Origin of the sequence: Micromonospora psammae (assembly GCF_036902725.1) — a bacterium.
In the GTDB taxonomy this organism is placed as follows: Bacteria; Actinomycetota; Actinomycetes; order Mycobacteriales; family Micromonosporaceae; genus Micromonospora.
This window is the reverse complement of the sequence record NZ_JBAKHM010000003.1, coordinates 215,740-237,522: the sequence shown is the minus strand read 5'-3', so window position 1 is coordinate 237,522 and position 21,783 is coordinate 215,740. Positions and strand designations below refer to the sequence as shown.

Genomic DNA, 21,783 nt, shown 5'->3' with positions numbered 1-21,783 from the left:
CATAGACTCCAACCCGATCGGCTTGTGAAGCATTTCACGAGCATGCGGGAGGAGGCGCAGATGACCGCGGTGGAGAACGACGCCGACGTGATCGTCGTGGGCGCCGGTCCCGGAGGATCGGCGACCGCGTACCACCTGGCGCGGCACGGCGTGCGCGTGCTGCTGCTGGAGAAGACCGAGTTCCCCCGGGAGAAGGTCTGCGGGGACGGGCTCACCCCCCGGGCCGTGCGCCAACTGATCCGGATGGGCGTGGACACCTCGCCCGAGGCCGGCTGGCTGCAGAACAAGGGCCTGCGGGTGATCGGCGGCGGGGTACGCCTCGAACTGGACTGGCCCGACCTGGCCAGCTTCCCCAACTACGGGCTGGTCCGCACCCGGCTGGACTTCGACGACCTGCTCGCCCAGCGCGCGGTCTCCGCCGGGGCGAAGCTGCGCACCGGCGTGAACGTCATGGGTCCGGTGCTCGACGCCGACGACCGGGTGATCGGCGTGCAGGCCGAGGTCGGCCCGGAGAAGGAGCCGGCCACCTTCCACGCCCCGCTGGTCGTCGCCGCGGACGGCGTCTCCGGTCGTTTCCCGCTCGCCCTCGGGCTGGCCAAGCGGGAGGACCGCCCGATCGGGGTGGCCGTCCGGCGCTACTACCGCTCGCCGGCCAAGCACGACGACAACTACCTGGAGTCCTGGCTGGAGCTGCGCAGCAAGGACAGCGACGCCCTGCTCCCCGGCTACGGCTGGATCTTCGGGCTCGGCGACGGTCGGGTCAACGTCGGTCTGGGCGTGCTCAACTCCTCCTCCGCCTTCGGTAAAACCAACTACCGGCGGCTGCTCACCGACTGGCTGGCCAACACCCCCGAGGACTGGGGGATGACCGACGAGACGAACGCCGAGGGGCCGATCCTCGGCGCGGCGCTGCCGATGGGCTTCAACCGGGTCCCGCACTACACCCGCGGAGTCCTGCTGGTCGGCGACTCCGGCGGCATGGTCAACCCGTTCAACGGCGAGGGCATCGCGTACGCGATGGAGTCCGGCGAGCTGGCCGCGGAGATCGCGGTCCAGGCGCTGGCCCGACCGGCCGGCGCCGAGCGGGAGCGGGCGCTGATGGCGTACCCGCAGGAGCTCAAGGCGCGCTTCGGCGGCTATTACCGACTCGGCGGGATCTTCGTCAAGCTGATCGGCCGTCCCGAGGTGATGCGGATGGCGACCCGGCACGGCATGCCGCACCCGACCTTGATGCGCTTCGTGCTCAAGCTGCTGGCCAACCTGACCGACCCGCGCGGCGGGGACGCGATGGACCGGGTCATCAACGCCATGACCAAGGCGGCACCCGCCGTGTAGACCACCGCGCCCGGGGCCGGCGACGGCCCCGGGCGAGGACAAAGATCGACCCCCGCTGACGGACGTCACGAGGGACGTGAATAGTGTGATTTTCGTCAAGCACCAGGGGCAGGGGAAGGACGAGCAGGAGAAAAGATGTCGCTCTCGCCTTACGCACCGATCATCGGGCTGTTCGCCCTCGCCGCGGGGTTCGCGCTGTTCTCCGTGGCCGCCGCCCGCTTCGCCGGTCCCCGGCGCTTCAACAAGGCCAAGCTCGAGGCGTACGAGTGCGGCATCGAGCCGAGCCCGCAGCCGGTGGGCGGCGGACGGTTCCCGATCAAGTTCTACCTGACGGCGATGCTCTTCATCGTCTTCGACATCGAGATCATCTTCCTCTACCCCTGGGCGGTCTCCTTCGACGCCCTGCCGATCTTCGGCTTCGTGGAGATGGTCCTGTTCATCGTCGCGGTCTTCGTCGCGTACGCCTACGTGTGGCGGCGCGGCGGCCTGGACTGGGACTGAGGGAGGTACGTCAGATGGGCATCGAGGAGAAGCTCCCCGCCGGCGTCCTGCTCACCTCCGTGGAGAAGCTGGTCAACTGGTCGCGGAAGTCGTCCGTCTGGGGCGCCACCTTCGGCCTGGCCTGCTGCGCCATCGAGATGATGGCCGCCGGTGGTCCGCACTACGACATGGGCCGCTGGGGCATGGAGGTCTTCCGGGCCTCGCCGCGCCAGGCCGACCTGATGATCGTCGCCGGCCGGGTCAGCCAGAAGATGGCCCCGGTGCTGCGCCAGATCTACGACCAGATGGCGGAGCCCCGCTGGGTGCTCTCCATGGGCGTCTGCGCCAGCAGCGGCGGCATGTTCAACAACTACGCGATCGTCCAGGGCGTCGACCACGTGGTCCCGGTGGACATGTACCTCCCGGGCTGCCCGCCCCGGCCGGAGATGCTGATCGACGCGATCCTCAAGCTCCGCGAGAAGATCATGTACGAGCCGCTGGGCGCGAACGGCCGCAAGATGCTCGAGGCCCGCATCGAGCGCGGCGACGTGCCCGTGGTGCCGTACGGCTCGATGCCGTCGTCGTACCGCAACGACAAGGCCCGGCGTGCCGAGTGGACGAAGGCGGTCCGCGAGGGGCGCGAGGAGCAGTTGCGGATCGAGAACTGGATGAACGCTCAGAACCACCTCCAGCCGCAGGGGGGACCCAGGTGAGCGCGAGGAGTGCAGCGGAGCGGAGCCCCGCAGTCGCGAACGGAGGGCCGGCGCGGTGACCGCACCGAAGGACAGGAACGACGACGGCGGGGTGCCGGTACCGGTGACCCCGGCGGGGGCCAGCAGCACCGCCCCGGCCGAGTACCCGCCGTCCAGCCCCGCCGGGCGTGGCATGTTCGGCATCCAGGGCTCCGGCGACGTCTCCGGCTTCGGCGGCCTGGTCCGCCAGCGCCGGCCGATCGAGGAGACCCCGCGCCCGTACGGGAGCTACTTCGACGAGGTGCGGGACGCGCTGGAGGAGGCGTACCCGGGCTTCGGCGAGGCGATCGAGAAGGTCGTGGTCGACCGGGGTGAGTTGACCCTGCACGTCCGGCCGGAGCGGATCGCCGAGGTCTGCCAGGTGATGCGGGACGACCTGGCGCTCCGCTTCGAGCTCTGCTCCTCGGTCTCCGGTGTGGACTACCTGGGCGCCGACGAGCGGCGGCTGCACGTCGTCTACCAGCTCACCTCGATGACCTACCGGCGTCGGGTCCGGCTGGAGGCCGCGGTCCCCGCCGAGCACCCGCACCTGCCGAGCGTCACCGCCGTCTACCCGACCGCCGACTGGCAGGAGCGGGAGGCGTACGACATGTTCGGCATCGTCTTCGACGGCCACCCCAACCTGACCCGGATCCTCATGCCGGACGACTGGGAGGGGCACCCGCAGCGCAAGGACTACCCGCTCGGCGGCGTCCCCGTCGAGTACAAGGGCGCGGAGATTCCCCCGCCGGACCGTAGGAGGTCCTACCAGTGACCACGTCGAACTACGCGACCGAGCGTGAGACCACCGAGGGGAAGGTCTTCACCGTCACCGGTGGGGACTGGGACGAGGTCGTCTCCGGCGCCGACCCGATCAACGACGAGCGGATCGTCGTCAACATGGGTCCGCAGCACCCGTCCACGCACGGTGTGCTCCGGTTGATCCTGGAGCTGGAGGGCGAGACGGTCCGGGAGGCCCGCTCGGTCGTCGGCTACCTGCACACCGGCATCGAGAAGAACCTCGAATACCGCAACTGGGTCCAGGGTTCGACCTTCGTGACCCGGATGGACTACCTCTCGCCGCTGTTCAACGAGACGGCGTACGCGCTGGCGGTGGAGAAGCTGCTCGGCATCACCGACGAGGTGACCGAGCGGGCGAACACCATCCGGGTGCTGATGATGGAGCTGAACCGGATCTCCTCGCACCTGGTCTGGCTGGCCACCACCGGCATGGAGCTGGGCGCCATCTCGATCATGCTGTACGGCTTCCGGGAGCGGGAGTACATCCTCGACATCTTCGAGACCATCACCGGCCTGCGGATGAACCACGCGTACATCCGGCCCGGCGGGGTGGCGCAGGACGTGCCGGACGAGGCGATCGGCAAGATCCGCGACTTCCTCAAGATGATGCCGAAGAAGCTCAAGGAGTACGAGGACCTCCTCTCCGGCCAGCCGATCTGGGTCGAGCGGACGACGAACGTGGCGGTGCTCGACGTGACCGCCTGCCTCGCGCTCGGCGTGACCGGTCCGGTGCTCCGCTCCGCGGGGCTCGCCTGGGACCTGCGCAAGACCATGCCGTACTGCGGCTACGAGACCTACGAGTTCGACGTACCGACCCACCCGGCCGGGGACGTCTGGGGCCGCTACCAGGTCCGGCTCGCCGAGATCCGGGAGTCGCTCAAGCTGGTCGAGCAGGCGCTGGACCGGCTGAAGCCGGGCCCGGTGATGGTCGCCGACCGCAAGATCGCCTGGCCGGCGCAGCTCGCCATCGGCGTGGACGGCATGGGCAACTCGCTGGAGCACGTCGCCAAGATCATGGGTCAGTCGATGGAGTCGCTGATCCACCACTTCAAGCTCGTCACCGAGGGCTTCCGGGTCCCGCCGGGCCAGGTGTACGTCGCCATCGAGTCGCCCCGCGGCGAGCTGGGCGTGCACGCGGTCTCCGACGGCGGCACCCGCCCCTACCGGGTGCACTACCGGGAGCCGAGCTTCGTCAACCTCCAGGCCCTCCCGGCGATGGCCGAGGGCGGCCTGATCGCCGACGTGATCGCCGGCGGCGCCTCGCTGGACCCCGTGATGGGTGGTTGTGACAGGTGAGCGCGAGGAGTGAGCTTGCGAGCCCCGCAGTCGCGAACGGAAGGCGACGCTGATGAGTGTTTTCACTGAGCAGACCCGGGAGCGGGCGCGGGAGATCATCGCCCGGTACCCGGCCGACCGGTCCCGCTCGGCGCTGCTGCCGCTGCTGCACCTGGTGCAGGCCGAGGAGGGCTACGTCTCCCCGGCCGGTGTCGAGTTCTGCGCCGAGGTGCTGGGGCTCAACAAGGCCCAGGTCGGGGCGGTCGCCACCTTCTACACCATGTACAAGCGCAAGCCGACCGGTGACTTCCTGGTCAGCGTCTGCACCAACACCATGTGCAACGTGCTCGGTGGCCAGGAGGTCTACGACACCCTCGCCGAGCACCTCGGCGTCGGGCACGACGAGACCACCGCCGACGGGACCATCACCCTGGAGCACGCCGAGTGCCTGGCGGCGTGCGACTACGGCCCGGTGATGACCGTCAACTACGACTTCTTCGACCGCGTCGACCCGCAGGCCGCGGTCGGGGTCGTCGACGAGCTGCGCGCCGGCGGCCGGCCGATGCCGACCCGGGGCGCGCGGCTCTGCACTCTCAAGGAGATGGCGGTCCAGCTCGCCGGTTTCGCCGACCCGCGCGAGGGCGCGGTCGCCGACGGCGGACCGGGCGAGCCGACCCTGCGCGGCCTGCGGTTGGCCGAGCAGCACGGCATCTCGGTGCCCGGCTTCGACCCGAACACGCCGATCCGCAGCAAGGCGGAGGCCGACCTGGCCGCCGCCGAGGCGAAGGCGAAGACCGAGGCCGCGAAGCCGGCTCCGGCCGCGGTCGCCGCGAAGGGCGGCGACGGCGCGTCGGCCCCGACCGCTCCGGCCGGCAACGCCGGAGCCGGCGAGCCGGCGAAGCCGGAGCAGGCCACCGGCAGCACCGCGCCGGACGTGAAGGCGCCGGACGACAAGTCGCCGCAGGTGCGTACCGCCGAGACCCGGCAGCCCGACGCGGCCACCGCCGTGCCGGACGCCCCGGGCACCAAGCTCCCGTCGGACACCGCGCCGCCGGCGCCGCGCGACGCGCGGGAGGCGGAGGCCGCCGGCGTGGCGGCCAACGAGCCGGCCGGCGACGGCAAGCCCGCCGGTGACTCCACCGGCGCGCAGGAGCGCAACCTCAACGAAGCGTCGGCGGACGCCGGTGGCGCGAGCCCCGCCGTCGCCAGCGAGACGGGGGCCCAGAAGTGACCACTCCCCGGCCGGAGACCCTGGCCAAGCTCACCCCGGTGCTCACCAAGCGCTGGCTCTCGCCGGACGCCTGGCGGATCGGCACCTACGAGCGGCTCGACGGCTACGCCGGGCTGCGCAAGGCGCTCCGGGCGCACCCGGACGACCTGATCCAGCTGATCAAGGATTCCGGGCTGCGCGGTCGTGGCGGCGCCGGCTTCCCCACCGGCCTCAAGTGGGGGTTCATCCCGCAGGGTGACGGCAAGCCGCACTACCTCGTGGTCAACGCCGACGAGGGCGAGCCGGGCACCTGCAAGGACCTGCCGCTGATGACCCACGACCCGCACTCGCTGGTCGAGGGCGTGATCATCGCGTCGTACGCGATCCGGGCCAACCGCGCCTACATCTACATCCGGGGCGAGGCGGTGCACGCCGCGCGGCGGCTGCGCAACGCCATCGAGGAGGCGTACGCCAAGGGCTACCTCGGCCGGAACATCCTCGGCTCGAAGTTCGACCTGGATCTGGTGGTGCACTCCGGGGCCGGGGCGTACATCTGCGGTGAGGAGACCGCGCTGCTGGACTCGCTGGAGGGCTTCCGGGGCCAGCCCCGGCTGCGCCCGCCGTTCCCGGCGACCCACGGCCTGTACGCCAGCCCGACGGTGGTCAACAACGTCGGCACCATCGCCAGCGTCCCGTACATCGTCCTGGGCGGCGCGGACTGGTGGAAGACCATGGGCACGGAGAAGTCCTCCGGGCCGATGATCTACTCGCTCTCCGGCCGGATCGCCAACCCGGGCCAGTTCGAGTGCTCGATGGGGATCACCCTGCGCGAGCTGATCGAGCTGGCCGGCGGGATGCAGCCCGGGCACAACCTGAAGTTCTGGACCCCGGGTGGTTCGTCGACGCCGCTGCTCACCGCCGAGCACCTGGACGTGCCGCTGGACTTCGAGGGGGTGGCGGCGGCCGGGTCGATCCTCGGCACCACGGCCACCCAGATCTTCTCCGACCAGGACTGCCCGGTCTACGCGACCTACCGGTGGCTGGAGTTCTACCACCACGAGTCGTGCGGCAAGTGCACCCCGTGCCGCGAGGGCAACTACTGGATGGTGCGGGTCTACCGGCGGATCCTCGCCGGCCAGGGCACCCACGAGGACCTGGACACCCTGCTCGACACCTGCGACAACATCCTCGGCCGCTCGTTCTGCGGCCTGGGTGACGGTGCGACCAGCTCGGTGACCTCGTCGCTGAAGTACTTCAAGCAGGACTACCTCGACTACATCGAGGGACGTACCGCGCCGAAGCTGTCGGACAAGCAGTTGGTGGGAGCCCACTAATGACCGATGTCGTCAAGGCCCCGGAAACCGTCACGCTCACCATCGACGGCGTCGAGGTCACCGCCCCGAAGGGCGCGCTGCTGATCCGGGTCGCCGAGCAGCTGGGCACCGAGATCCCGCGATTCTGCGACCACCCGCTGCTGGCCCCGGCCGGCGCCTGCCGGCAGTGCCTGGTGGAGGTGGAGGGGCAGCGCAAGCCGGTCGCCTCCTGCACCCAGACCGTCGCCGACGGCATGGTGGTACGGACCCAGCTCACCTCGCCGGTCGCCAAGAAGGCGCAGGAGGGGGTCATGGAGCTGCTGCTGCTCAACCACCCGCTCGACTGCCCGATGTGCGACAAGGGCGGCGAGTGCCCACTGCAGAACCAGGCGATGTCCACCGGCCGGACGGACTCCCGCTTCCACGAGCACAAGCGGGAGTACCCCAAGCCGCTGCCGATCAGCACCCAGGTGCTGCTCGACCGGGAACGCTGCGTGCTCTGCCAGCGCTGCACCCGGTTCTCCGAGGAGATCGCCGGCGACAAGTTCATCGACCTGATGGGCCGCTCCTCCGCCGAGGAGATCAACATCTACCGGGACGAGGAGTACGGCGAGGAGGGCGACGCGGGCGACGTGCCGTTCAACTCCTACTTCTCCGGCAACACCGTGCAGATCTGCCCGGTGGGCGCGCTCACCGGAGCGCAGTACCGGTTCCGCGCCCGCCCGTTCGACCTGGTCTCCAGCCCGAGCGTCTGCGAGCACTGCTCGGCCGGCTGCGCCCAGCGCACCGACTGGCGGCGGGGCAAGGTGCTGCGCCGGCTGGCCGGCGACGACCCGGCGGTCAACGAGGAGTGGAACTGCGACAAGGGGCGGTGGGGCTTCCAGTACACCCGCGCCTTCGACCGGCTCAGCACTCCGCTGGTCCGCGACGAGCGCACCGGTGAGCTGCGCGAGGCGTCCTGGAGCGAGGCGCTGACCCGCGCCGCCGAAGGGCTGCGCGCCGCCCGGGACGGCGGCCGGGGCACCGCGGTGCTGACCGGTGGCCGGCTGACCGTCGAGGACGCCTACGCGTACTCGAAGTTCGCCCGGGTCGCCCTGCAGACCAACGACATCGACTTCCGGGCCCGGCCGGTCTCCCGCGAGGAGGCCGACTTCCTGGCCGCCACCGTCGCCGGGATCACCGACGTGACCTACGCGGACGTCGAGAAGGCGTCCTCGGTGGTGCTCGTCGGCTTGGAGCCGGAGGAGGAGTGCCCGATCCTCTTCCTGCGGCTGCGCAAGGCGTACCTGAAGAAGAAGCTGACGGTCTACGCGATCGCGCCGTTCGCCACCCGCGGCCTGGAGAAGCTCGGGGCCAAGCTGGCCCGGGTGGTGCCGGGCGAGGAGGCGAGCGTGCTCGCCGAGCACGACACGGTGGCCGAGGCGCTCGGCGCTGAGGGGGCGATCCTCTTCGTCGGCGAGCGGCTGGCCAGCGTGCCGGGCGCGCTCTCCGCCGCCGCGGCCGTCGCCCGGCGTACCGGTGCGAAGCTGGCCTGGGTGCCGCGGCGCGCGGGTGACCGGGGCGCGGTCGACACCGGCTGCCTGCCGAACCTGCTGCCCGGCGGACGCCCGGTCACCGAGCCGGCCGCCCGCGCCGAGCTGGGCGAGACCTGGGACATCCCGGCCGGGGTGATCCCCAGCCAGGCCGGCCGGGACACCGACCAGATCCTCGCCGCGGCGGCGAACGGCCAGCTCGGCGCCCTGGTGGTGGCCGGTGTGGACCCGGCGGACCTGGCCGACCCTCGGCTGGCCGAGGCGGCCCTGGACGCGGTGCCGTTCCTGGTCAGCCTGGAGCTGCGCAACTCGGCGGTGGCCCGCCGGGCGGACGTGGTCTTCCCGGTCGCCCCGGTGGTCGAGAAGGCCGGCAGCTTCCTGGACTGGGAGGGCCGGCTGCGCCCCTTCGAGGCGGTGCTCAAGACCGCCGCGATGACCGACGGCCGGGTGCTGGACGCGCTCGCCGCGCAGCTCGACGTCCGGCTCGGCACCGGTGACGTGACCAGCATCCGCCGGGAGCTGGGTGGGCTGCCGCCGACCCGGGTGGATCGACCGGCCGTCCCGACGGTCGAGCCGGCCGCCGTCCGACAGCCCGGGCCCGGCGAGGCCGTGCTGGCCACCTGGCACCAGCTGATCGACCTGGGCAGCCTCACCGACGGCGACGAGCACCTCGCCGGTACCGCCCGCCCGCCGGTGGTCCGGCTGGGCAAGGGCACCGCCGAGGCGATCGGCGTCGCCGACGGCGACCCGGTCACGGTGGGCACCGACCGCGGCGCGGTCACCCTGCCCGCGGCGATCACCGAGATGCCGGACGGTGTCGTCTGGCTGCCGACCAATTCACCCGGCTCGACCGTCCGGCGGAGCCTCGGCGCGACGTCCGGCGCGGTCGTACGGATCTCCGTCCCCGCCACCGGCACGGCCGTCCCGGCCGGTCGGGTCGCGGCCGACGAGGCCGACCGTCCGGGCCCGCTCCTCAACGCTGGGGGTAACCAGTGAGCGCGCTCTACCTCGCGCAGGACCCGACGCTGGCCGACTTCGGCCGGGACCCGTGGTGGCTGGTCCTCGGCAAGATCGTCTTCGCGTTCGTCTTCGGCCTGCTCGCCACGCTGCTCGGCGTCTGGTTCGAGCGGCGGGTCGTCGGCTACATGCAGGTCCGGCCCGGCCCCAACCAGGTCGGCCCGTTCGGTCTGCTGCAGACCCTCGCCGACGGCCTGAAGATGGCCTTCAAGGAGGACATCCTGCCGCGGGCCGCGGACAAGGTCGTCTACTTCTTCGCGCCGACCATCTCGGTGATCTGCGCGGTCACCGCCCTGTCGGTGGTGCCGTTCGGCCCGATGGTGAGCATCTTCGGCCACCAGACGCCGCTCCAGGTCACCGACGTGCCGGTGGCGGTGCTGGTGCTGCTGGCCTGCTCCTCGATGGGCATCTACGGCATCGTGCTGGGCGGCTGGGCCTCCGGCTCGACGTACCCGCTCCTCGGCGGCCTGCGCTCCAGCGCCCAGATGATCTCGTACGAGGTCGCGATGGGCCTGAGCATCGTGGCGGTCTTCATGACCGCCGGCACGATGTCCACCAGCGGGATCGTCGCCGCCCAAGCCGACGGCACCAAACTGGACTTCTTCGGCAGCCAGATCACCGCCCCCGGCTGGTACGCGATCCTGCTGCTGCCCAGCTTCATCATCTTCTTCATCTCCACCGTCGGCGAGACCAACCGGGCGCCGTTCGACCTGCCCGAGGCGGAGTCGGAGCTGGTGGCCGGCTTCATGACCGAGTACAGCTCGCTGAAGTTCGCGCTCTTCATGCTCTCCGAGTACGTCTCGATGGTGACCATGTCCGCGGTCACCACGACGCTCTTCCTCGGCGGCTGGCGGGCCCCGGCGCCGATCACCACCTTCTGGGCCGGCGCCAACTCCGGCTGGTGGCCGCTGCTCTGGTTCTTCGGCAAGGTGCTGATCCTGGTCTTCGTCTTCGTCTGGCTGCGGGGCACCCTGCCCCGGCTGCGCTACGACCAGTTCATGCGCTTCGGTTGGAAGGTCCTGCTCCCGATCAACCTGGTCTGGATCCTGGTCCTCGCCGGCCTGCGCTCGATCGAGGACTGGGAGCGCACCGACAAGCTGGTCGCGGTGGGGATCCCCGCCGGCCTGCTGCTGATCGCCACGCTGTTCTGGCCGAGCCGCAAGCCGCAGCCGAAGCCGAGCCTGCAGGAACAGGCCGACAGCCGGCCGCACGGCAGCTTCCCGCTGCCGCCGATGGATCTTCAGGTGCCACCGAGCCCGCGCACCAAGCGCGTGGTCGCCGAGCGGGAGCCGGCCAACATCGCCGCCGGCTCGGACTCCAGGGAGGTGTGACGTGGGCGCGATCACCGGAACGTTCAAGGGATTCGGTGTCACCTTCTCGCACATGTTCAGGAAGGTCGTCACGACCGACTACCCGTTCAAGCCGCCGGTCTCGGCGCCGCGCTACCACGGGCGGCACATCCTCAACCGGCACCCGGACGGCCTGGAGAAGTGCATCGGCTGCGAGCTGTGCGCCTGGGCCTGCCCGGCGGACGCCATCTACGTCGAGGGCGGCGACAACACCGACGAGCAGCGCTTCTCACCGGGTGAGCGGTACGCCAGCGTCTACCAGATCAACTACGCCCGGTGCATCTTCTGCGGGCTCTGCATCGAGGCCTGCCCGACCCGTTCGCTCACCATGAGCAACGAGTACGAGCTGGCCCGGGACAACCGGCAGGACCTGATCTTCACCAAGGAGCAGCTGCTCGCGCCGCTGCTGCCGGGGATGGAGCAGCCGCCGCACCCGATGCGGCTGGGCGACAGCGAGAAGGACTACTACGTCGGCGCGCTCGACAACCCGGGCACCTCGGCCGGAGCCGAGCGCTCGGTCAACAACCCGGGCCGCTACCAGGTGCAGGAGCACCCCGGGGTGACCTTCCCCGGCGCCGAGCAGGCGGCACAGCGGGCCGGCGCGGGATCCGCGGCGGGCAAGGGAGACGGAGCATGACCACGCAGACGGTGCTCGCCGCGGCGGGCCAGGTGCCCGGGGGTGAGGAGGTCACCTTCTGGATCCTCGCCCCGCTGGCGCTGATCGGCGCGATCGGCATGGTCTGGGCCCGCAACGCCGTGCACTCGGCGCTCTGGCTGGTGCTGACCATGCTCTGCCTGGGCGTGTTCTACGTCCTCCAGGCCGGCCCGTTCATCGGCATGGTGCAGATCATCGTCTACACCGGCGCGATCATGATGCTCTTCCTCTTCGTACTGATGCTGGTCGGCCGGGACGCCTCGGACTCCCTGATCGAGACGCTGCGCGGCCAGCGGGTCGCCGCGGTCGTCCTCGGGCTCGGCTTCGCCGGCCTGGTCGCCACCGGCCTGCGCCGGGCGCTCGCCGGGACCACCACGGTCGGCCTGGAGCAGGCCAACGCCGAAGGGAACGTGCAGGGCATCGCCCGGCTGCTCTTCACCAAGTACGTCTTCGCCTTCGAGCTGACCTCCGCGCTGCTGATCACCGCAGCCGTCGGCGCGATGGTGCTGGCGCACGTGGAGCGGCGCAAGGAGGACCGGATGGACCAGGTCGCCACCATGAAGGCCCGGTTCCGCCCCGGCAACTACCCCGGCCCGAAGCCCGGCCCGGGTGTCTTCGCCACCTCCTCCTCGGTCGCCACCCCGGCCCGCCTGCCCGACGGCCGGCTGACCGACCGCAGCACCCCGGCGATCCTTCCGCAGCGGGAGCTGACCACCGAGGAGACCACGTTGAAGGGGACGGACCGGTGAGCGCGAGGAGTGCAGCGAAGCGGAGCCCCGCAGTCGCGAACGAAAGGCTGGCTCCGGTGAGCGCGAGGAGTGCAGCGAAGCGGAGCCCCGCAGTCGCGAACGAAAGGCTGGCTCAGGCATGACGCCCGACTACTACCTGATCCTCGCCGCGGTGCTCTTCACCATCGGTGCGGTCGGCGTGCTCGTGCGGCGCAACGCGATCGTGCTGTTCATGTGCGTCGAGCTGATGCTCAACGCGGCCAACCTGACGCTGGTCACCTTCAGCCGGATCAACGGTGACCTCAACGGCCAGATCATGGCGTTCTTCGTGATGGTGGTGGCCGCGGCCGAGGTCGTGGTCGGGCTCGCGATCATCATGTCGATCTTCCGGACCCGGCGCTCCGCGAGCGTCGACGACGCCAACCTGCTGAAGTACTGAGGGGTCCTGCGGTGGGAGAGATTCTGACGAACGCCCCGGCTGAGCCGGTGGGAACCGTCGCCTACGCGACGGCGGGTGGGCTGCTGAGCGCCGTCTGGCTGCTGGTGGCGATCCCGCTGGTCAGTGCGGCGGTCCTGCTGCTGCTCGGCCGGCGGGCCGACCGCTGGGGGCACTGGCTGGGCGTGGCCGCCATCGGTGCCGCGTTCGTGCTCGGCCTCGGCTCCTTCTTCCAGCTCCGCGGCTTGGAGAACAAGTCCGTCGAGCTGAGTCTCTGGGACTTCATCGCGGTCGGCGGCCTGAGGGTGGACTTCGGTCTGCTCTTCGACCCGCTGGCCGCGGTCTTCGTCCTGCTGATCACCGGGGTGGGCTTCCTGATCCACCTCTACGCGGTCGAGTACATGGCGCACGACGAGGGCCGGCGACGGTTCTTCGCGTACTTCAACCTCTTCGTCGCCGCGATGCTGCTGCTGGTGCTCGGCAACAACTACGTGATGCTCTACTTCGGCTGGGAGGGCGTCGGTCTGGCGTCGTACCTGCTGATCTCCTTCTGGTACGGGCGGCCGAGCGCGGCCACCGCCGGCAAGAAGGCGTTCCTGATGAACCGGGTCGGCGACGCCGGCCTGGCGATCGGCATCTTCATCATGTTCGCCACCCTCGGCACCACCCAGTACGACGAGGTCTTCAACGGCGTCGGCGCGCTCCAGGCCGGCACCGTGCTGGTGCTGGGCCTGCTGCTGCTGCTCGGCGCGGCCGGCAAGTCCGGCCAGTTCCCGCTCCAGGCCTGGCTGCCGGACGCGATGGAGGGCCCGACCCCGGTGTCGGCGCTCATCCACGCCGCGACCATGGTCACCGCGGGCGTCTACCTGATCGCCCGGTCCAACCCGATCTTCTCGGCCAACGCGACGCTCCAGCTCGTCGTGGTGAGCGTCGGCGCGCTGACCCTGCTGATGGGCTGCGTCATCGGCGCCGCCAAGGACGACATCAAGCGGGTGCTGGCCTGGTCGACGGTGAGCCAGATCGGCTACATGTTCCTCGGCGTCGGCCTGGGCGGCGCGGCGTACGCGCTGGCCATCGTGCACCTGCTGGCGCACGGGTTCTTCAAGGCCAACATGTTCCTCGGCGCCGGCTCGGTCATGCACGGGATGAACGACCAGGTCGACATCCGCCGCTTCGGCGGGCTGTCGAAGTACATGAAGGTCACCTGGATCACCTTCATGATGGGTTGGCTCGCCATCATCGGCATGTTCCCGTTCTCCGGCTTCTTCTCCAAGGAGCCGATCATCGTGGCCGCCTTCGAGCGGGAGGGCTGGACGGCCTGGCTCTTCGGGGGTGCCGCGCTGCTCGGCGCCGGGCTCACCGCCTTCTACATGACCCGGCTCTTCGTGCTCACCTTCCACGGCCCGAAGCGGTGGACCGACGAGATCGAGCACCCGCACGAGTCGCCGAAGCTGATGACCATCCCGCTGATCCTGCTGGCGATCGGCTCGGTCGGGGCCGGCTTCCTGCTCGCCACCTCGGTCCCGGACTGGCTGACCGCCACCGCCGGCCTGGGCGTCGAGGAGGCGGCGCACGCGTCGGTCCTCCCGCACTGGCTGCTCACCGTGCTGTCGCTGGTGGTCACCGTGCTCGGCGCCGGGCTCGCCTGGGCGCTGTTCCGCAACGGCACGGCCACCGCGCCGCAGCCGGCCGGGGTGCTGGTGACCGCCGCCCGGCGCAACCTCTACACCGACGCCTTCAACGAGGCGGTCTTCGAGAAGCCGGGCATCTTCCTCACCCGGGCGCTCGTCTTCCTCGACAACCGGGGCGTCGACGGGCTGGTCAACGGCCTCGCCGCGGCGGTCGGCGGTGGCTCCGGCCGGCTCCGGCGGCTGCAGACCGGCTTCGTCCGGTCGTACGCGACCTCCATCCTCACCGGCGCGGTGCTCGTGGTGGCGGCGTTCCTGGCAGTGCAGGCGGGGTGGCTGGCGTGATCGACCTCAACACGCCCGCCCCCGCCGGCGGACCACGCAGTGACGACGGAGGTAAGGCCGAATAATGTCCAACTTCCCGTTCCTCTCGGTGCTGACCGTGGCGCCGCTGGTCGGCGCCCTGGTGGTGGCCCTCCTGCCGCGTCGCCGGCCCGAGCTGGCCAAGCAGTTCGCCTTCGGCTGGTCACTGCTGGTGCTGGTGCTCTCCGTCGTCATGTGGATGTCGTTCTCCGCGGGCGGCCACCGGCTCCAGTTCCATGAGTCGTACCCGTGGATCCCCACCTGGGGGGTCAACTTCACCTTCGCGGCCGACGGCATCGCGCTGGTCATGCTGATGCTGATCGCGGTGCTGGTGCCGCTGGTGATCCTGGCGTCCTGGCACGACGCCGAGTCGTCGAAGCGCTCGGTGCCGGTCTACTTCGCCCTGCTGCTCGTCCTCGAGAGCACGATGATCGGCGTCTTCGCCGCCGCCGACGTCTTCCTGTTCTACGTGTTCTTCGAGGTCATGCTGGTGCCGATGTACTTCCTGATCGGCAGCTACGGCGGCCACCAGCGGCAGTACGCGGCGGTGAAGTTCTTCCTCTACTCGCTCGTCGGCGGGCTCTTCATGCTCGCCGCGGTGATCGGCCTCTGGGTCGTCGGCGGCAAGACCTTCGACTGGCAGGCGCTGACCGAGGTGGACATCTCCAACGGGACCGAGCGCTGGCTCTTCCTCGGCTTCTTCCTCGCCTTCGCGATCAAGGCGCCGTTCTTCCCGTTCCACACCTGGCTGCCGGACGCCGGTGGGGCCGCCCCGGCCGGCGCGGCCGCCCTGCTGGTCGGCGTGCTGGACAAGGTCGGCACCTTCGGCATCCTGCGCTACTGCCTGCCGCTCTTCCCCGAGGCGTCGAGGTGGTTCGCCCCCTGGGCGCTGGCGCTCGGCCTGATCGGCATCATCTACGCGGCGCTGCTGGCGGTCGGCCAGTCCGATCTGAAGCGCCTGGTGTCGTACACCTCGATCGCCCACTTCGGGTTCATCGGGGTCGGCATCTTCGCGTTCACCACCCAGGCCGGCACCGGCGCGGTGCTCTACATGCTCAACCACGGCCTCGCCACCGGCCTGCTCTTCCTGGTGGTGGGCATGCTGATCGCCCGCCGCGGCTCCGCCCTGATCAAGGACTACGGCGGCGCCGGCAAGCTGGTGCCGCTCCTGGCCGGCGTGCTCTTCTTCGCCGGCCTGGCGTCGCTGGCGCTGCCCGGCACCGCGCCGTTCGTCTCGGAGTTCCTGGTGCTGATCGGCACCTTCACGGTGAACAAGCCGGTCGCGGTGATCGCCACCCTGGGCATCATCCTGGCCGCCGCGTACGTGCTCTGGATGGTGCAGCGCACCACGCAGGGCACCCTCAACCCGGAGCTGACCGAGGTGGAGGGCATGCGCCGCGACCTCAGCCTGCGCGAGAAGGTCGTGGTCGCCCCGCTGATCGCCCTGATCGTGCTGCTCGGCTTCTATCCCAAGCCGGTCACCGACGTCATCAACCCCGCCGTCCAGGCGACCATGAACGACGTCGGCCGGACCGATCCCGCCCCGACGGTCGGCAGCGTCCAGGAGGCTCAGCAGTGAGCGCGAGGAATGAACGAGCGCAGCGAGTGAGTCCCGCAGTCGCGAACGAAAGGCGGCATCTGCAATGACCGAGCTGAAGTTGCCGTCGATCGACTACGCGGCGCTCGCTCCGATCCTGATCATGCTCGGCGCCGCCCTGGTCGGCGTGCTGGTCGAGGCCTTCGTGCCGCGCCGGCGCCGTCACCTGGTGCAGCTGTCGATCGCGCTGCTGGCGGTGCTCGCCGCGCTGGTGATGGTGGTGCTGAACGCCGGCGACCGGCTGATCACCGTCGGTGGGGCGATCGCGGTGGACGGGCCGACGCTCTTCCTCCAGGGCGCGATCCTGGTGCTCGCCGCGATGGCGCTGCTGCTCATCGGTGAGCGTTCGGTGGAGCGTGGCGGCGCGTTCGTCGCCCAGGCCGCGGTCACCGCCGAGTCGGCCGACGACCGGCGACAGGCCGAGGGGAACAACGGCGCGACCGAGGTCTACCCGCTGACCACCTTCGCCATCGGCGGCATGCTGATCTTCGTGGCGGCGAACGACCTGCTGACCATGTTCATTGCGCTCGAGGTCTTCTCGCTGCCGCTGTACCTGCTCTGCGCGCTGGCCCGTCGCCGGCGGCTGCTCAGCCAGGAAGCGGCGATGAAGTACTTCCTGCTCGGGGCGTACGCGTCGGCGTTCTTCCTGTTCGGTGTGGCGCTGGTGTACGGCTTCACCGCCGGCATCCCGGGCCGGTCCGCCGGCGTCGACTTCGCCACCGTGCACGCGGCGGTCGGCGAGTCGCCCGCCAGCGAGGTGCTGCTCTTCGCCGGCATGGCGATGCTCGCCATCGGACTGCTCTTCAAGGCCGCCGCCGCGCCGTTCCACGTCTGGACGCCGGACGTCTACCAGGGCGCCCCGACGCCGGTCACCGGCTTCATGGCGGCCTGCACCAAGGTCGCCGCGTTCGGCGCCCTGCTGCGGGTGTTCCACGTGGCGTTCGCCGACGCGGCCTGGGACTTCACCCCGGTCCTCGGCGTGGTGGCGGTGCTGACCATGCTGGTCGGCGCCGTGCTCGCGGTCACCCAGACCGACATCAAGCGGCTGCTGGCCTACTCGTCCATCGCCAACGCCGGTTACCTGCTCGTCGGGGTGCTCGCCCCGAGCAGCGCGGGCATCTCCGGCACGATGTTCTACCTGGCCGCGTACGGCTTCACGGTGCTCGCCGCGTTCGCCGTGGTGACGCTGGTCCGGGACGCCGACGGGGAGGCCACCCACCTGTCCCGTTGGGCCGGGCTGGGCCGCCGCTCGCCGTTCTACGCGGCGGTCTTCACCTTCATCCTGCTGGCCTTCGCCGGTATCCCGCTGACCAGCGGCTTCACCAGCAAGTTCGCCGTCTTCGGGCCGGCGCTCGAGAGCGGGCACGCCTGGCTGGTGGTGGCCGGCGTGCTGACCAGCATGGTGCTGGCCTTCCCGTACCTGCGGGTCGTGGTGATGATGTGGCTCTCCGAGCCGGGCGAGGCCACCCCGACCGTCACGGTGCCGGGCGGGCTGACCGCGACGGCGCTCACGATCGGCGTGGCGGCCACCCTGGTGCTGGGTGTGGCGCCGGCGCCGCTGCTCGACCTGGCGAACGAGGCCGCCGCGTTCGTCCGATGATCCACTTGAGGTGGGCTGCGGGGCCGGTGCGCGGACGCGCGCCGGCCCCGCAGCCGTATCCCCGGCCCCGAGCAGGTCGAACGGGTGTGGCATGGTTGATGGCGTGGTGATTCCGGCGGACGAGCGTTCAGGTGCCGTCGGCTCCGGTGGTCGTCGGAGCCGGGCGGGCACGAGTCAGGTCGGCGCGCTCGGCGTCTACCTCGCCGACCCTCGGGTCGAGGCCTCCGTGCTGGGTCTGCTCGACACCGTCGAGGTCGAGTTGCGGGGCAGCGTGGCCAGCGCCGACCCGTTCGTGACCGAGGCGGCCCGGCACCTCGTCGAGGCCGGCGGCAAGCGGTTCCGGCCGCTGCTGGTGGCGCTCGGCGCCCAGTTCGGTGACCCGGCCGCCGCGCAGGTCGTCCCGGCGGCGGTGGTGATGGAGCTCACCCACTTGGCGACGCTGTACCACGACGACGTGATGGACGAGGCCGCCGTGCGGCGGGGCGCCCCCAGCGCCAACTCCCGCTGGACGAACTCGGTGGCGATCCTGGTCGGCGACTATCTCTTCGCCCGCGCCGCGGACATCGCCGCCGACCTGGGCACCGAGGCCGTACGGCTGCAGGCGCGCACCTTCGCCCGGCTGGTGCACGGCCAGATCGCGGAGACCGTCGGTCCCCGCGACGGCGAGGACCCGGTCGCCCACTACCTGCACGTGATCGCGGAGAAGACCGGCTCGCTGATCGCCACCTCGGCCCGCTTCGGCGGCATGTTCTCCGGCGCGTCCGCCGAGCACATCGAGGCCCTCGCCGGGTACGGCGAGACCATCGGCGTGGCGTTCCAGCTCTCCGACGATCTGCTCGACATCGCCAGCGAGTCGGTGCAGTCGGGCAAGACGCCCGGCACCGACCTGCGGGAGGGCGTGCCCACCCTGCCGGTGCTCTACGCCCAGGCCGCGGACGACTCCGACGCCGCCTCGGTGCGGTTGCGGGAGATCCTGGCCACCGGCCCGCTGGTGGACGACGCGCTGCACGCCGAGGCGCTCGGTCTGCTCCGCGAGTCCCCCGCGCTCAAGCGCGCCCGGGAGACCGTCCGCAGCCACGCCGAGGAGGCCCGGGCCCAGCTCGCCCCGCTCCCGCAGAGCCCGGCCCGCCGCGCCCTCGAATCCCTCTGCGACCACATCGCCGACCGCACCAGCTGACCCACGCCGCTGACGGCGTCCGGCGCGACCGGCCTCACCGGCGACCCGACGGTCAGCCGGCCGGAGCCCGGGTGAGCATGCGGCTGCCGGTGAGCATGAGGGCGGCGGCGGCCAGCATCGCCAGCGCGGCCGTCAGCCACATCGTCGGGTAGCCGACCGCGGCGGCGGTGGTGCCGAGACCGAGCGGGCCGAGACAGCCGCCGGCGTACACCCCGGTCTGCGTGATCGACGTGGCGGCGGCCGGGGCCTGCGGGTGCAGCCGGACCACCGCGAAGTTCATCAGCCCCGGCCAGGCCCAGCCCAGGCCGAAGCCGAGCACCACGCCCACGACCAGCGGCGCGGTCCCGGCGACGGCGAGCAGCGCCAGCCCGGCCGCGCCGACCACCAGCATCGCGGCGATCACCGCGACGTGCCCGTCGGCCCGCCGGTCGGCGAGCCAGCCCGCGCCGATCCGCGCGGTCACGCAGACCGCGCTGCCCAGGGTCAGGAACAACCCGGCCGGCCCCGGCGCGAGGCCGCGCGCCACCGACGAGTCGACCACGAAGGTGCCCAGGGCGTTCGCCGCCGCCGCGGCCAGGGTCGCCGCGACGCCGATCACCACCAGGGCCGCCGTGGCCCGCTCGCCGCGCGCCGCCGCGGCCCGACCGGCCGGTCCGGCCTGCCCCGGGGGTACGGCGGCCAGCGCGGCCAGCGCGGCCACCGCCGCGGCGACGAACGCCCACCGCCAGCCCACGGTCAGCGCGATCGCCGGCACGGCCGCGCCGGCCAGCAGCGTGGAGACCGGGATGGCCGCCTGCTTCACCCCGAAGGAGAGCCCCTGCCGGCGGGCCGGGACGTGCCGGGCCAGCGCCGCGTTGCTGGCGAGCTGGCCGAGCGCGTTGGCCGCGGCGCTCAACCCGAGCAGGACCACCAGCACCGGGTACGACCGGGCGAACGCCGCGATGGCGAGGAGGCAACCGGCGGCGAGCAGGATGCCGGCACGGGCCACCACCGCCGGGCCGTAGCGCTCCACCAGCCGGCCGGAGGGCACCGAGGCCAGTGCGCTGACGCCGAAGTAGACCGACACCGCCAGGCCCAGCCCGGCGGGGGAGAAGTCGAGGTCCTGGCCCATCTGCACGGCGAGCCCGCCGACCAGGAACACGGGCAGCACGCTGGCGATGGTGGTCACGATGGCGCCGACGCCGGCCCGCACCGGGGGGACGGGCGGCTGGCGGGGCGGGGAGGTGAGCGCGGTGTCGGTCATCGTCCGGCCAACCTACGTGAGTCCTCTTGCCGACACCGCGGCGTGTCTCACGGCGACCTGCCTGAACGGGGCTGATCTGGCATTCTCGACCCGAACGGGCGTTCCGCGTCCGGGTGGTTTTTCATATGGTGTAAGTCCCCCGGCGGCGGAGGTGGTTGTGCGCGACCCTCTGGCGGAGCCTTCGGATCTCATCCGGAGCGTTTCCCGCGCGCTACGCGTGCTCGAGTCGGTCGGTCGTGCCCCCAAGGGGCTGACCGTCAAGCAGATCGCCCGCCGGTGCGAGTTGACCGTGGCGACCACCTACCACCTGGTCCGCACCCTGGCCTACGAGGGCTACGTGATCCGTCGGGAGGACGGCACGTACATCGTCGGGCTGGAGGTCGCCGACCGGTACCGGGAACTGGTAACCGCCTTCCGGGGGCCGCCCGCGGTCGGTGAGACGCTGCGCCGGGCCGCCGCGGACACCGGCTGGAGCCACTACCTCGGCCGGTTCGTGGGCGGCCAGGTGGCGATCACCGCGGTCGCCGAGGGCCCCCGCTCGCCGTACCTGGAGGACCTGGTCCCCGGCTTCGACGAGGGGGCGCACGCGACCGCGCTCGGCAAGAGCCTGCTGGCGACCCTCACCGCCGAGCAGCGCTTCCGCTACCTGCGCGAGTACGGCATGCGCCCGTTCACCACCGCCACCCTGACCAGCGTTGAGGCGTTCGAGGCCGACCTGGCCGCCGGGGACCGGCGGGGCATGCAGTTGGAGCTGGGGCAGTTCCGCCAGGGCGTCGCCTGCGCGGCCGTGCTGGTCTCACCGGACAAGGACATGGAGCGCCGGGTGGTGCTGGCCTGCGCGCTGCCCGCGAGCGAGATGATGACCTCCGCCCGGGTGGTCCGGGCCAAGCTGCTCACCGCCGCCCGCGCGGTCGCCGACGGCATCGCCGCCGACGCCTGACCCCTCCGGCGGGCTCCGGCCGTGCCCGATCCGGTCCGGCCCACGCCCTGCCCCGGCCCTGCCTGGCCCCGGAAGCGGCTTGGGGCCTCGGCTTGGCACTCATGCGGCTCGGCACCCGTGCGCCTTCTGCGGAACGCGATGGTCCCGGGTGGCGGTGTCGAAGCGTGACCGTCGTCCGGGGTCGTTTCCTGATGAGCGTGATGCCTCTCAGGTATCAATATGCCTCTCAGGTATCACGCTCGAACACAACATGATCCCGAGCGGCCCGGGCGGCCCGAGCGGCCCGGGCGGCCCGAGCGGCCCGGGCGGCCCGGGCGGCCCGGGCGGCCCGGGCGGCCCGAGCGGCACGCCACGCCGAAGGGCCCCCTCCCTG

Annotated in this window: 18 protein-coding genes; 17 read left to right on the top strand and 1 reads right to left on the bottom strand. The window is 71.4% G+C overall.

Annotation, left to right across the window (positions count from 1 at the left end; genetic code table 11):
* The first annotated feature begins 60 nt into the window (after positions 1 to 60).
* From V6U79_RS07255 to V6U79_RS07180, 16 genes are all read left to right on the top strand, one after another.
* Positions 61 to 1,335 (top strand): geranylgeranyl reductase family protein, encoded by a 1,275-nt coding sequence (locus tag V6U79_RS07255; protein WP_334531078.1) that lies wholly within the window; start codon positions 61 to 63, stop codon positions 1,333 to 1,335.
* Positions 1,336 to 1,470: 135 nt separating this feature from the next.
* Entirely contained in the window at positions 1,471 to 1,836 is a 366-nt protein-coding gene (locus V6U79_RS07250; protein ID WP_132391534.1) for an NADH-quinone oxidoreductase subunit A, read from the top strand.
* Positions 1,837 to 1,850: 14 nt separating this feature from the next.
* Positions 1,851 to 2,528 (top strand): NuoB/complex I 20 kDa subunit family protein, encoded by a 678-nt coding sequence (locus V6U79_RS07245; RefSeq protein ID WP_334531084.1) that lies wholly within the window; start codon positions 1,851 to 1,853, stop codon positions 2,526 to 2,528.
* A 55-nt stretch (positions 2,529 to 2,583) separates the two neighbouring features.
* The gene (locus tag V6U79_RS07240; RefSeq protein WP_334531087.1) at positions 2,584 to 3,321 is read left to right on the top strand and encodes an NADH-quinone oxidoreductase subunit C; all 738 of its coding nucleotides are present in this window, start codon (positions 2,584 to 2,586) and stop codon (positions 3,319 to 3,321) included.
* On the top strand, positions 3,318 to 4,643 hold the full coding sequence (locus V6U79_RS07235; protein ID WP_334531090.1) for an NADH-quinone oxidoreductase subunit D: 1,326 nt from the start codon (positions 3,318 to 3,320) through the stop codon (positions 4,641 to 4,643). The genes V6U79_RS07240 and V6U79_RS07235 overlap by 4 nt, the downstream gene beginning before the upstream one ends.
* A 52-nt stretch (positions 4,644 to 4,695) precedes the next feature.
* On the top strand, positions 4,696 to 5,853 hold the full coding sequence (gene nuoE / locus V6U79_RS07230) for an NADH-quinone oxidoreductase subunit NuoE (protein WP_334614005.1): 1,158 nt from the start codon (positions 4,696 to 4,698) through the stop codon (positions 5,851 to 5,853).
* Positions 5,850 to 7,166 carry an NADH-quinone oxidoreductase subunit NuoF gene (gene nuoF, locus V6U79_RS07225; RefSeq protein ID WP_334531095.1) on the top strand — a complete coding sequence of 439 codons (1,317 nt, stop codon included), beginning with the start codon at positions 5,850 to 5,852 and terminating at the stop codon, positions 7,164 to 7,166. Before nuoE ends, nuoF begins: the two co-directional genes overlap by 4 nt.
* A complete protein-coding gene (locus V6U79_RS07220) occupies positions 7,166 to 9,673 on the top strand; it encodes an NADH-quinone oxidoreductase subunit G (RefSeq protein ID WP_334614004.1) in 2,508 nt (835 codons plus the stop codon). The genes nuoF and V6U79_RS07220 overlap by 1 nt, the downstream gene beginning before the upstream one ends.
* Positions 9,670 to 11,025: an NADH-quinone oxidoreductase subunit NuoH gene (gene nuoH, locus V6U79_RS07215; RefSeq protein WP_334531101.1), complete on the top strand. Its 1,356-nt coding sequence runs from the start codon at positions 9,670 to 9,672 to the stop codon at positions 11,023 to 11,025. The genes V6U79_RS07220 and nuoH overlap by 4 nt, the downstream gene beginning before the upstream one ends.
* A gap of 1 nt (position 11,026) precedes the next feature.
* Positions 11,027 to 11,680, top strand: coding sequence for an NADH-quinone oxidoreductase subunit NuoI (gene nuoI / locus V6U79_RS07210; RefSeq protein WP_334531104.1), 654 nt, complete (start codon positions 11,027 to 11,029; stop codon positions 11,678 to 11,680).
* On the top strand, positions 11,677 to 12,447 hold the full coding sequence (locus tag V6U79_RS07205) for an NADH-quinone oxidoreductase subunit J (protein WP_334531107.1): 771 nt from the start codon (positions 11,677 to 11,679) through the stop codon (positions 12,445 to 12,447). The genes nuoI and V6U79_RS07205 overlap by 4 nt, the downstream gene beginning before the upstream one ends.
* A 118-nt stretch (positions 12,448 to 12,565) precedes the next feature.
* Positions 12,566 to 12,865 carry an NADH-quinone oxidoreductase subunit NuoK gene (nuoK, locus tag V6U79_RS07200; RefSeq protein WP_088959269.1) on the top strand — a complete coding sequence of 100 codons (300 nt, stop codon included), beginning with the start codon at positions 12,566 to 12,568 and terminating at the stop codon, positions 12,863 to 12,865.
* An 11-nt stretch (positions 12,866 to 12,876) separates the two neighbouring features.
* Complete coding sequence (gene nuoL, locus V6U79_RS07195) at positions 12,877 to 14,835, top strand: NADH-quinone oxidoreductase subunit L (protein ID WP_334531109.1); 1,959 nt, start codon at positions 12,877 to 12,879, stop codon at positions 14,833 to 14,835.
* 64 nt (positions 14,836 to 14,899) lie between these two features.
* Complete coding sequence (locus tag V6U79_RS07190) at positions 14,900 to 16,432, top strand: NADH-quinone oxidoreductase subunit M (RefSeq protein ID WP_334531112.1); 1,533 nt, start codon at positions 14,900 to 14,902, stop codon at positions 16,430 to 16,432.
* Positions 16,433 to 16,496: 64 nt separating this feature from the next.
* On the top strand, positions 16,497 to 18,050 hold the full coding sequence (gene nuoN, locus V6U79_RS07185; protein ID WP_334614002.1) for an NADH-quinone oxidoreductase subunit NuoN: 1,554 nt from the start codon (positions 16,497 to 16,499) through the stop codon (positions 18,048 to 18,050).
* Positions 18,051 to 18,141: 91 nt separating this feature from the next.
* On the top strand, positions 18,142 to 19,227 hold the full coding sequence (locus tag V6U79_RS07180; RefSeq protein WP_334614000.1) for a polyprenyl synthetase family protein: 1,086 nt from the start codon (positions 18,142 to 18,144) through the stop codon (positions 19,225 to 19,227).
* Between the two features lie 52 nt (positions 19,228 to 19,279).
* Here the strand turns inward: V6U79_RS07180 and V6U79_RS07175 are convergent, their stop codons facing one another.
* Complete coding sequence (locus tag V6U79_RS07175; RefSeq protein ID WP_334613998.1) at positions 19,280 to 20,470, bottom strand: MFS transporter; 1,191 nt, start codon at positions 20,468 to 20,470, stop codon at positions 19,280 to 19,282.
* A gap of 157 nt (positions 20,471 to 20,627) precedes the next feature.
* Here V6U79_RS07175 and V6U79_RS07170 point away from each other — a divergent pair, with 157 nt between their 5' ends.
* The gene (locus V6U79_RS07170) at positions 20,628 to 21,410 is read left to right on the top strand and encodes an IclR family transcriptional regulator (RefSeq protein ID WP_334531123.1); all 783 of its coding nucleotides are present in this window, start codon (positions 20,628 to 20,630) and stop codon (positions 21,408 to 21,410) included.
* The last annotated feature ends 373 nt before the right edge of the window (positions 21,411 to 21,783 follow it).

Excerpts from the sequence above, each read along its gene's own strand:
- V6U79_RS07255 (WP_334531078.1), top strand. The coding sequence starts at position 61 with ATGACCGCGGTGGAGAACGACGCCGACGTGATCGTCGTGGGCGCCGGT.
- V6U79_RS07250 (WP_132391534.1), top strand. The coding sequence starts at position 1,471 with ATGTCGCTCTCGCCTTACGCACCGATCATCGGGCTGTTCGCCCTCGCC.
- V6U79_RS07245 (WP_334531084.1), top strand. The coding sequence starts at position 1,851 with ATGGGCATCGAGGAGAAGCTCCCCGCCGGCGTCCTGCTCACCTCCGTG.
- nuoE (WP_334614005.1), top strand. The coding sequence starts at position 4,696 with ATGAGTGTTTTCACTGAGCAGACCCGGGAGCGGGCGCGGGAGATCATC.
- V6U79_RS07220 (WP_334614004.1), top strand. The coding sequence starts at position 7,166 with ATGACCGATGTCGTCAAGGCCCCGGAAACCGTCACGCTCACCATCGAC.
- V6U79_RS07205 (WP_334531107.1), top strand. The coding sequence starts at position 11,677 with ATGACCACGCAGACGGTGCTCGCCGCGGCGGGCCAGGTGCCCGGGGGT.
- nuoK (WP_088959269.1), top strand. The coding sequence starts at position 12,566 with ATGACGCCCGACTACTACCTGATCCTCGCCGCGGTGCTCTTCACCATC.
- V6U79_RS07190 (WP_334531112.1), top strand. The coding sequence starts at position 14,900 with ATGTCCAACTTCCCGTTCCTCTCGGTGCTGACCGTGGCGCCGCTGGTC.
- nuoN (WP_334614002.1), top strand. The coding sequence starts at position 16,497 with ATGACCGAGCTGAAGTTGCCGTCGATCGACTACGCGGCGCTCGCTCCG.
- V6U79_RS07180 (WP_334614000.1), top strand. The coding sequence starts at position 18,142 with ATGGTTGATGGCGTGGTGATTCCGGCGGACGAGCGTTCAGGTGCCGTC.
- V6U79_RS07175 (WP_334613998.1), bottom strand. The coding sequence starts at position 20,470 with ATGACCGACACCGCGCTCACCTCCCCGCCCCGCCAGCCGCCCGTCCCC.